General features: G+C 65.7%; 8 protein-coding genes and 1 pseudogene. 3 read left to right on the top strand and 6 right to left on the bottom strand.

Features of this window, described 5'->3' with window-relative positions; translation table 11 throughout:
* The first annotated feature begins 261 nt into the window (after window positions 1-261).
* Together BLX41_RS11715 and BLX41_RS11710 are read left to right on the top strand one after the other, a co-directional pair.
* Window positions 262-876, top strand: a complete 615-nt coding sequence (locus BLX41_RS11715; RefSeq protein WP_123725004.1) for a LysE family translocator — start codon at window positions 262-264, stop codon at window positions 874-876.
* A 63-nt stretch (window positions 877-939) separates the two neighbouring features.
* Entirely contained in the window at window positions 940-2,490 is a 1,551-nt protein-coding gene (locus BLX41_RS11710) for an FAD-dependent oxidoreductase (protein WP_123725003.1), read from the top strand.
* On the opposite strand, the gene BLX41_RS11705 is transcribed toward BLX41_RS11710, so the two are convergent.
* Complete coding sequence (locus BLX41_RS11705) at window positions 2,477-3,334, bottom strand: SDR family NAD(P)-dependent oxidoreductase (protein ID WP_123725002.1); 858 nt, start codon at window positions 3,332-3,334, stop codon at window positions 2,477-2,479. The two genes, BLX41_RS11710 and BLX41_RS11705, sit on opposite strands and share 14 nt — an antisense overlap.
* 197 nt (window positions 3,335-3,531) lie before the next feature.
* Between BLX41_RS11705 and BLX41_RS11700 the strand changes: the two genes are divergently transcribed.
* Complete coding sequence (locus BLX41_RS11700; protein ID WP_123725001.1) at window positions 3,532-4,440, top strand: LysR family transcriptional regulator; 909 nt, start codon at window positions 3,532-3,534, stop codon at window positions 4,438-4,440.
* Between the two features lie 55 nt (window positions 4,441-4,495).
* Here the strand turns inward: BLX41_RS11700 and BLX41_RS11695 are convergent, their stop codons facing one another.
* From BLX41_RS11695 to BLX41_RS35125, 5 genes and pseudogenes are all read right to left on the bottom strand, one after another.
* On the bottom strand, window positions 4,496-6,970 hold the full coding sequence (locus BLX41_RS11695; RefSeq protein WP_123725000.1) for a TonB-dependent siderophore receptor: 2,475 nt from the start codon (window positions 6,968-6,970) through the stop codon (window positions 4,496-4,498).
* Window positions 6,971-7,072: 102 nt separating this feature from the next.
* Window positions 7,073-8,044, bottom strand: coding sequence for a FecR family protein (locus BLX41_RS11690; protein ID WP_123724999.1), 972 nt, complete (start codon window positions 8,042-8,044; stop codon window positions 7,073-7,075).
* The gene (locus BLX41_RS11685; protein WP_011060589.1) at window positions 8,041-8,562 is read right to left on the bottom strand and encodes a sigma-70 family RNA polymerase sigma factor; all 522 of its coding nucleotides are present in this window, start codon (window positions 8,560-8,562) and stop codon (window positions 8,041-8,043) included. Before BLX41_RS11685 ends, BLX41_RS11690 begins: the two co-directional genes overlap by 4 nt.
* Before the next feature lie 118 nt (window positions 8,563-8,680).
* Window positions 8,681-9,655, bottom strand: coding sequence for a porphobilinogen synthase (hemB, locus tag BLX41_RS11680; protein ID WP_093410053.1), 975 nt, complete (start codon window positions 9,653-9,655; stop codon window positions 8,681-8,683).
* A 225-nt stretch (window positions 9,656-9,880) separates the two neighbouring features.
* Window positions 9,881-10,026: pseudogene (locus tag BLX41_RS35125) on the bottom strand (phenazine biosynthesis protein PhzF); the annotation flags it as partial.

Genomic DNA, 10,026 nt, shown 5'->3' with positions numbered 1-10,026 from the left:
AAGCAGACGGCTGATAAGACGGTAGAAAGTCATGGTTCTCCACAGTGCGCTGGGCAGGGTCAAGTGCAGTAAAGCAGCGGCACGGCGCTTTCGACCGGAGATGAACGGGGCTGTTCCACTCGGGCTTGGGCTTTCTTCAAGCCGGGCTAAAATCCCTCTACTGATCGGCGCCCTCAAGGTGTACTTTGAGGGCCCCGATCTCGGTGAGCGCCCGCCCCTGAATCAGGCTCGTTGCTTGCCCCGCCATGGAGTGATACCCGGATGCTGACCCTGGATTTTCTGCTTACCAGCCTGATTGTCGTGCTGATTCCCGGCAGCGGCGTGATCCTGACCATTTCCACCGCCCTGGTGGCCGGCAAGCGCGCCAGCCTGTTCACCGCCATCGGTTGCACCGCCGGGATCGTCCCCCACCTGCTGGCCTCGATCCTCGGTCTGTCGGCGATCCTGCACACCAGCGCCCTGGCGTTCCAGGGCCTGAAGTTCGCCGGGGTCGCCTATCTGCTGTACCTGGCCTATGCCACCTGGCGTGATCGCTCGGCCTTTGCCGTGGACAGCAACGCGGTCAGCCATGGCGCCGGCGCGCTGATGCTCAAGGCCTGCCTGCTGAATATCCTCAACCCCAAGCTGACCATCTTCTTCCTGGCCTTCCTGCCCCAGTTCATCGCCCATGACGGCAGCGACCCGATCCCGCAGATGCTGCTCCTGAGCGGCGTGTTCATGGCCATGACCTTCTTCGTGTTCGTGCTTTACGGGCTACTGGCCAATCTGTTCCGCACCGCGGTGATCGAGTCGCCCAAGGTCCAGAGCTGGTTGCGCCGCAGCTTTGCCGCGAGCTTCGCGGGACTGGGCCTGAACCTGGCCTTCGCCCAGCGTTGACCCCGCGGCAGGCGCCGACCGCAGCCAGATGCATGACGTTGATCTCTTAGCGAGGGCAAACACATGAACTGCAGCGACGTACTGATCATCGGCGCCGGCCCCACCGGCCTGGTGCTGGCGCTCTGGCTGCGCCACCAGGGGATCAAGGTGCGGATCATCGACAAGACCCTGGGGCCGGGCACCACCTCCCGGGCCCTGGCGGTACAGGCCCGGACCCTTGAGCTGTATCGCCAGCTGGACCTGACCCGGACCATCGTCGACCGCGGCCACCATGTGCCGGCGGTGAACCTCTGGGTCAAGGGCGAACGGGCCGCGCAACTGCCGTTCAATGCCATCGGCGAGGACCTGACGCCCTACCCCTTCCTGCAGATCTTTCCCCAGGACGAGCACGAGCAACTGCTGATCGAACGCCTGGCCCTGCTGGGCGTCAGCGTCGAGCGCGACACCGAGCTGCTGGCCTTCACCGATCACGGCAACCTGATCAACGCCCGCCTGCGTGGCCCCGATAGCCGCGAGGAACACTGCCAGGCCTTCTACCTGGCCGGCTGCGACGGTGCCCGCTCCACGGTGCGCAAGACCCTGGGCAGCGGCTTTCCCGGCGGCACCTACCAGCAGGTGTTCTACGTCGCCGATGTCGAGGCCGACGGCCCGAGCATCGACGGCCAATTGCACGTGGACCTGGACGACGCCGACTTTCTCGCAGTGTTTCCCCTGGCCCACAGCGGCCGCGCGCGACTGATCGGCACCGTGCGTGAGGAGCGCGCCGAGCACCCGGAAAACCTGCGTTTCGAAGACGTCAGCCAGCGCGCCATGCATCAGCTCAAGGTCAACGTCACCCGAGTCAACTGGTTCTCCACCTACAAGGTGCACCATCGAGTGGCCGAGCAGTTTCGCCTGGGTCGGGTGTTTCTCCTGGGGGACGCCGCCCACGTCCACAGCCCCGCCGGAGGCCAGGGCATGAACACCGGGATCGGCGACGCCATCAACCTGGCCTGGAAGCTGGCGACGGTACTCAAGGGCAACAGCGCCGAAAGCCTGCTGGACAGCTACGAGATAGAACGCATGGAATTCGCCCGGCGGCTGGTGGCCACCACCGACCGGGTGTTCAGCTTCGCCACCGCCGACGGCCCGGTGGCCTACCTGGCGCGCACCCGCCTGGCGCCCCTGCTGCTGCCGAAGATCGCCGCCTTCGACAGCGCCCGGGAGTTTCTCTTCCGTACCGTGTCGCAGATCACCCTGAACTACCGCGGCATGCCCCTGAGCGCCGGCGGCGTCGGCCCGGTGCACGGTGGCGATCGCCTGCCCTGGGTGCGCGATGGTGAACACGACAACTTCGACAGCCTGGAGTACCTGGGCTGGCAGGTGCATGTCTACGGTACAACCAGCGATGCCCTGCGGGACTGGTGCAGCGCGCACCGGGTGCCTTTGCGGATCTTCGACTGGCGCCCGGCCCATGCCGCAGCAGGGCTGGCGCGCAATGCCTTCTACCTGCTGCGTCCGGACACCTACGTGGCCCTGGCGGACCGCTCTGGCGACCCGCAACTGCTGGAGCGCTATTTCCGCGAGCGCGAGCTCTCCCCACAAAGCAGCACAGCGCCCCTCAAGCCCCGGTGAAAGGCTGCCTGATCTGTGCCCAGCGCTGGGCGAACTGCTCCGGGGTGGCCGCCCGCACCCGCTTCAGGTCCCGGGGATAATCCACCCCGGGCGCCTCTTGCGGGCGCCAGGCGCTGAACTGGCCGTTGCTGGCCCGCAGGATATAGCCGCTGTCCTGGCACCACTCGCTGACCAGAAACATCACCCCCGGCGTCACCCAGTCCGGCTTGAGTTCGAGCGGCTCGTCGCTGACGCCCCACATGCGGGTCTTGGCCACCGGCGACACCACATTGACTCCAATCCCGTGCTCCGCACCTTCCTGGCTCAGCGCATTCATGATGCCCACCTGGGCCATCTTGCCTGCGCAGTAGGCCAGCAGCCCGGGCTGTGCATATTCCGCGTACAGGGCACGGTCGGAGGTGGTCAGCAACAGCCGGGGCGCCGTGGATTGCCGGAGAAAGGGCCAGGCATGCTTGGCCAGCCAGATCGGCGCATGCAGGTTGATCCCCAGCATGCGCTGGAGAAACTCGGCCTCGAGTTGCTCCACCGCCTGATAGCCGACCCAGCCGGCGTTGTGAATCAGGATATCCAGGCCGCCAAACGCCGCCACGGCGCACTGCACCAGCCCCCGGCAACCGGCCTCGGTGCTCAGGTCGCTGGTGTCGGCCACCGCCCTGGCGCCGCTGGCCCGCAAGGCCCGCACCGCCTCATGGGCAATGCTTTCATCCACCCCGAGGCCACTGCCGTCGCTCCCGCAATCGCTGATCACCACCTGGGCGCCACGGCTGGCCAGGGCCCTGGCATAACTCAGGCCCAGACCGCGCCCGGCACCGGTGACTATGACTGTCCTGCCGCTGAAATCCATCGCCTTTACTCCTGTTTGAACCTCGGCTCGCTTGGGCCCAGCCGTTTCAACCTCAGAGTAACAGCATGAAAATCAACGACTTAATACTAAATTCCTGGCCCTGTGAGAGGTTCTGGATATCAAAGAAAATCCTGTGAAACCATGGACATCCAGGTTTACAGTCCCAGCGGTTCCCCCCCAAGCAAGGAGCATTCGCCATGATCGAGACGCGCCTGTTGCGCCAGTTCATCGTCGTCGCCCAGGAGCTGCACTTTCACAGGGCCGCCGCACGCCTGCACATGGCCCAGCCGCCCCTGAGCCAGGCCATCGCCCGCCTGGAGGAAAAACTCGGCTTCAGCCTGCTGCTGCGCAATCGTCGTGGCGTAACCCTGACCCCGGCCGGGGCGGACTTCCTGCACAGCGCCCAGCGCACCCTGGAAACCCTGGAGCAAGGCATCCAACAGGCACGCGATGTCGCCCACGGGCTGGCCGGCACCCTGCGTATCAGCAGCCTGTCGTTGGCCGGCTACCCGATGCTGCTCGCCAGCCTGCGGCGCTTTCGCCAGACCCTGCCTGGGGTGCGCCTGGCGTTGCGGGAAATGCCATCGGCCGGGCAGCTCCAGGCCCTGCTCAACGGCGACACCGACCTCGCCTTCATGCGCGACCTGCCGCTGCCCGAAGGGCAGATTGTCTCGCGGCTGATCCTCGATGAACCGATCGTCATCGCCCTGCCCCACGATCACCCCCAGGCCCGAGCATCCGAGGTGGAGCTGCGCAACCTGGCCACTGAAGATTTCGTGTTCACCCCCCAGGCCCTGGGCAGCGGCTACCACAACCAACTGATGGCCCTGTGCACGTCAGCCGGCTTCACCCCGAGGGTGGTCCAGGAAGCGGAGCGCATTCACACCTTGCTGGGCCTGGTGGCCTGTGGTTTCGGCGTGGCCCTGGTGCCGCAATCGATGGCCGACGCGGCGCTGCAAGGCAGCGTCGCCTACCGCCCGCTACGCGCCGTCGGCACACAGCCCGGGCCGAGCATCGGGCTCTACATGAACTGGCACCGGGACAACCCGTCGCCGCAATTGCAACGCTTCATGACCCTGCTCGACGCCCACCCGCCCATGGCCTGAAGCGGCCGCGCCCGATCCCTGCACAGCCAGCAGCGGCGCGACCGTCAACCGGGCCTCAGAAGTTGGCCTTGACCGACAGGGTGAAATTGCGCGGGTCACCGTAGAAGTTGCCGAAGCCTTCGGTGCCGATGGTGGTGTAGTAGCGCTTGTCCAGCAGGTTGTTGCCGTTCAGCGCCAGGGACCAGGTATCGTCGATGCGATAGCCGATGCGCCCGTTCCAGATGGCATAGCCGGCCTGGCGCACGTGATTGCCGCTGATGGGCGAGAGCCGATAGTTGTCGCTCTGGGCATTGACCCCGGCACCGACGGTGAAGCGTTCCAGGGCGCCGCCCAACTGGTAGTCGCCCCAGACCCGCAGCAGGTGCCGCGGCACGTAGGTGGTGAACGGCAAGCCGTTGTTGGCGCTGTTGGCGTCCTCCAGGGTCTTGGTCTGGGTGTAGGTGTAGCCGGCCAACAGTTGCAGGCGCTCGATCACCTCACCGCTGAGTTCCGCTTCAAAGCCCTGGGCACGGACCTTGCCCGAGTTCAGCGAGCAGGTGCTGTCCGGGCAGCGCGGATCCTCTTGCTGCGCATCCTCCTGAATGGTGCGGAACAGACTGAAGGCGCTGTTCAGGCGGCCCTCGAACCACTCGCCCTTGATCCCCAGCTCATAGCTTTTGCCCACCAGCGGCTTGAGCGTAGAGCCATCGAAAGTGCGATAGCTGCCCTGAGGCGTGAAGATGCTGGAGTAGCTGGCGTAAGCGGTCAGGTTGTCGTTGAGGTCGTACAGCACCCCGGCGAACGGCGTGACCTCGCCGGTTTCCTTGGAACGGACACTGCTGGGGGTGCGGGTATCGCGCCAGTAGGCCACGGAATCGTTCTGCGATTTGTACCAACTGACCCGGCTGCCCAGGACCAGGGTCAGCGGGTCGGCCAGCTTCAGGCGCACAGTGGAATACAACCCTTGCTGCTGGATCCGCAGATCAGTGGGGCCGCCCCGGGTGGAGTTGCTTTCGTAGTAGCTGTCATCGGGCTTGGGCAGGTGGTGATCGGGGTCCAGCACATTCTGCCGCTGGGGCAAGCCGGCCACGGCGTAGAAGTCGTCCTTGATCGAGCGGCTGGCGTTGGCGCCGAAGGTCAGCTCGTGCTCCTGGCCAAAGGCCTGGAAGTGCCCGTCGACATAGGCATCGAAGCCGTAGTCCACCTGGTCGTAGTCGTAGATGCTGCCCAGCATCAGGGTGCTGGAACGGCCGGCCCCCACCGGCACCGAACCGCTGGGGAAGGCGTACTCGATGTCCTGGGTGTTGCGGGTGTAGACCCCGGCCACCTTCAGCGCCCAGTCGTCGTTGAGCTGCTGCTTGAGGTCGGCGAAATAGGTCGCGCGCTTGCTGCGCGAATTGTTCCAGGCGGTGTTCAGGCAGGTGGAGCGGCCGAGCTTGAGGTCGCTGCCATCGCTGTAGCGCGGCAAGCCGCCCCAGCAAGGACGCGAATCGACGTCTTCATAGGCCATGCCCAGGCCCAGGGTGGTGTCGTCACTGAGGTCGAAGTCCAGGGCGCCGTAGTAGACCTGGTCCTTGCGATCCCCCAGATCATAGAAGTACTGCCGGGTCTGCTGGGTCACCACGGCCCGGCCGCGGATGGTCCCGGCGTCGTTCAACGGCCCACCGGTGTCCACCTGGGCCCGATAGTTGTCCCAGCTGCCGGCCGACAGGCTCAACTCGGTGTGGGGCGTGGCCTGGCCACGCTTGCGCACGAAGTTCACCGAGCCGGCGGTGCCGCCTGCGCCCTTGAGCATGCCGGCGGCGCCGCGCAGGATCTCCACCCGGTCGTAGAAGGCCATGTCGCTGCTGAAGCTGTCGGCCTGCAAGTAGCTGCTACCCATGTCCAACGGCACGCCGTCGTACTGGTACTGGCCGGTCATGCGAAAGCCCCGGGAGTAGAAATACTTGCCGCCCATGGGCGAGTCGTAGAGGGTGATGCCCGGGGTCTTTTCCATCACCTGGTCGATGGTGTTGAGGTTCTGGTCATCGAGCATCTTGCGGGTGATCACGGTCACCGCCTGCGGGGTTTCCTTGAGCGAGTGCTGGCCCTTGCCGATGGTCACCGCGCCCGTGGTATAGGAACCGGAATACTCGGTGGTGGCCCCCAGTTCCTGGCCCTGCACCTGGGTGGTGCCCAGCTCCAGGGCGCCGCTGCCCTGGGGCACGGGGCGCAGCACATAGCTGCCGTTGCTCTGCGGCTCGGCCTGCCAGCCGCTACCGGCGAGAATCCGCGCAAAGCCTTCCTGCACTCCGTATTCACCCTTGAGCCCGGCCGAACGCTTGCCGGCGGTCTGCCGGGCATCGAAGGAGATCGCCGCGCCGGCAGCGCTGGCGTAACGGCTCAGGACCTCGGTGAGATCACCGGCGGCGATATCGAAGCGGCGCACCGCGGTCTGCTCGCTGGCCGCCACCGCCGTCAACGGCAGCAATGCCGCACCATAGACCGCCAGTGCCCCCCAGAGCCCGACCTTGATCGCCTGGGCCAACTTCGACTTGTGAACATCAGACATGCTTTGCCTTCCCCGCTAACGAAAATGAATCCACTGGGGGATAAGCCGGACCAGGTTTGGCAAACATGCAAAGACCACGGAATTTTTTTTCGCTGCGCCAGTTCAGCCCAGACGGCTGTCGGCAACCCGCACCCAGTAACGGGTGTAGCGCTTGATCTTTAGTGAGAAACCGCTTTCCAGCGCCGCTAGGGCGCGATCGGTGTCGTCGATGGGGAACGCCCCGGAGATCTTCAGCCCGGCAATCTGCGGATCGCACTGCAAGACCCCGCGGCGGTAGCGCGACAGGTCCGCCAGCAATTCCCCCAGGGGCCGGTCGATGGCGATGATGCTGCCCTGGCGCCAGGCGCCCACCGCCGCATCGTTGGGTCGCAGCCCGGCAAAGCCCCCGGCGCTGAACGCCAGTTGCTGGCCGGCCTCGACCCGACGCGGCGCAATGCCTGCGCCCAGGCTGACCTGCACCGCGTGCTCCAGCACCGCCACCTGCTCCTCGCGCTCATCGCTGCGCAGCACGAAGCGAGTGCCCAGGGCCAGCACCTCGGCGTCCCGGGTGAGGACCCGGAACGGCCGCTGCAAGGGATCGGCAGCGGTGCTGACCAGCATCTCGCCCCACAACAGCTGCACCTTGCGTTGCTGGCTGTCGAACTGCACGTTGATCGAGGTGTTGGTATTGAGCAACAGCGAACTGCCATCCGCCAGGCGCACTTGCCGGCGCTCGCCGATCTGGGTCCGGTAGTCCGCCAGCAGTTGCTGGGCGCTGTCGCTGCGCCAGCCCAGCCAGCCCAGGGAACCGGCCGAGGCCAGCACCACCAGGTTGCGCATCAGCTCACGGCGCGAGCGCCCTGCCCCGCGCAAGGTGGAACCGGCCAGGCCGCCGGGCAGCGCCGACATCTGCTCGCCCAGTTGCTGCATGCGCTCCCAGGCCTGACGGTGCAAGGGGTCGGCGGCCAGCCACTCTCGCCAGGCCGCCTGCTCTTGCTCGCTGGCGCTGCCGGAACGCAATTGCGCGTACCAGCGCGCCGCGCCGCTGATGGCCTGGCGCTCGCCGACGCTCAGTTGCAGGCCGGCGAAGTTCATGACAACTGCATCCGCATCTGCATCAGGCAGCAATGCTCCATGGCCTTGGCCATGTAGTTGCTCACGCTGCGCACGGAAATCTGCAGGCGCTCGGCGATTTGCTCGTAGGTCAGGCCGTCGCACTGGGACAGCAGGAAAGCCTGTTTCACCTTGGGCCCCAGGCCATCCAGCAGCCGGTCGACTTCCATCAACGCCTGGAACAGCACGCTCTGCTCCTCCGGCGACGGGTGCTCGCCCTCGGGCACCAGGGCCAGGGCTTCGAGGTAGGCCTGTTCCAGGGAACGCCGGCGAAACAGATCGATCAGCAGGCCCCGGGCAATGCGTGACAGGTAGGGCCGCGGCTCGCGGATCTCCACCGCGTTGCGCGCCTTGAGCACCCGCACGAAGGTGTCCTGGGCCAGGTCCGCGGCATCGAAGGCGTTGCCCAGGCGCTGGCGCAACCAGCCCTGCAACCAGCCATGGTGATGGGTGTAGAGGTCGGTGACGGCACAGCGCAGGGATAAGTCGTCGGCGGGCATGACAATAAGGATTCATATTTGATAATGAATCGCATTGTCATGTAGAGGCGGAAGTCTTGGCAATAGCCACGAACGCCGGAGGGCGTTCGTGGAGGTACCGCCGCCGGGGTATGCCGGATCAGATCCCGGCCAGGGCCAGGTCCATGGCGAAGTAGGTGAAGATCAGGTCGGCACCGGCGCGCTTGATCGAGCCGAGGCTTTCACGCACCACCCGCTGCTCGTCGATGGCACCGGCCTGGGCGCCGAACTTGATCATCGCGTACTCGCCGCTGACCTGATACGCCGCCACCGGCAGGCGCGAGGCCTCGCGGATATCGCGGATGATGTCGAGGTAGGCTCCAGCGGGCTTGACCATCAGCGAATCAGCGCCTTCCTGCTCGTCCAGCAAGGACTCGCGCACCGCCTCACGGCGGTTCATGGGGTTCATCTGGTAGCTCTTGCGATCGCCCTTGAGCGCGCTGCCGCCGGCCTCGCGGAACGGGCCGTAGAGCGCCGAGGCGAACTTGGTGGAATAGGCCATGATCGGCGTCTGGGTGAAACCGGCGGCGTCCAGGGCCCGGCGAATGGCCTGGACCTGGCCGTCCATGGCCGCCGACGGCGCGATCACATCGGCGCCGGCACGGGCCGCGGCCACCGCCTGCTTGCCGAGGTTGAGCAGGGTCTGGTCGTTGTCCACTTCATGGCCGTGCATCACGCCGCAGTGGCCGTGATCGGTGTACTCGCAAAAGCAGGTGTCGGACATCACGATCATCTCCGGCACCGCATCCTTGGCGATGCGCGACATGCGCGACACCAGGCCGTTTTCCTTCCAGGTATCGCTGCCGTCGCAGTCCAGGTGGTGGGAGACGCCGAAGGTCATCACCGACTTGATCCCGGCCCGGGCGTAACGCTCGATCTCGCCGGCCAACCTGGATTCGGGAATGCGCATCACCCCGGGCATGCTCTTGATCGGCACGAAATCGTCGATTTCTTCCTCGACGAAAATCGGCAGCACCAGGTCATTGAGGGTGAATTCGGTTTCCTGGAACAGGCTGCGCAGTTGTTCGGAGCGACGCAGGCGACGCGGACGGGCTTCTGGGAACTGGCTGGACATGATTTTTCCTAAGGCTGAGCGCGAAACAACACAAGCTATGGCGAAAAAAGGCTGAAAGCTTATGCCCGCAGCCGCCGCGGTACAAACCCGCCGCGCCCAAGAGAGCCTTGTGCATTCGGTAACAATCCCGGCAAAGCCCCATATCCCGGCACTCTGCGCCCATTGCCGGGAGCGACCTGCGACCATCCGCCGCAATCGAGTGCCCATCCGGCGCGCCCTTGCGGTTCAGATGTGCAGCTTGCCTTCAATACAGGTGACCGCTGCCCCGCCGATCCACACTTCGTCGCCCAACTGCTGCACCTCGATCCTGCCGGCGCGGCCCATGCTCAGGCCCTGGCTGACGCGGTAGCGCGACGGCGCCAGCCCGGCGC

The organism is Pseudomonas protegens (assembly GCF_003732485.1).
In the GTDB taxonomy this organism is placed as follows: domain Bacteria; phylum Pseudomonadota; class Gammaproteobacteria; order Pseudomonadales; family Pseudomonadaceae; genus Aquipseudomonas; species Aquipseudomonas protegens_B.
The sequence above is the reverse complement of the archived record's forward strand: the minus strand, read 5'-3'. Positions and strand labels throughout refer to the sequence as shown.

Coding starts and splice junctions, on each gene's coding strand:
- BLX41_RS11710 (WP_123725003.1), top strand. CDS start 940: ATGAACTGCAGCGACGTACTGATCATCGGCGCCGGCCCCACCGGCCTG.
- BLX41_RS11705 (WP_123725002.1), bottom strand. CDS start 3,334: ATGGATTTCAGCGGCAGGACAGTCATAGTCACCGGTGCCGGGCGCGGT.
- hemB (WP_093410053.1), bottom strand. CDS start 9,655: ATGTCCAGCCAGTTCCCAGAAGCCCGTCCGCGTCGCCTGCGTCGCTCC.
- BLX41_RS11690 (WP_123724999.1), bottom strand. CDS start 8,044: ATGAACTTCGCCGGCCTGCAACTGAGCGTCGGCGAGCGCCAGGCCATC.
- BLX41_RS11715 (WP_123725004.1), top strand. CDS start 262: ATGCTGACCCTGGATTTTCTGCTTACCAGCCTGATTGTCGTGCTGATT.
- BLX41_RS11700 (WP_123725001.1), top strand. CDS start 3,532: ATGATCGAGACGCGCCTGTTGCGCCAGTTCATCGTCGTCGCCCAGGAG.
- BLX41_RS11685 (WP_011060589.1), bottom strand. CDS start 8,562: ATGCCCGCCGACGACTTATCCCTGCGCTGTGCCGTCACCGACCTCTAC.
- BLX41_RS11695 (WP_123725000.1), bottom strand. CDS start 6,970: ATGTCTGATGTTCACAAGTCGAAGTTGGCCCAGGCGATCAAGGTCGGG.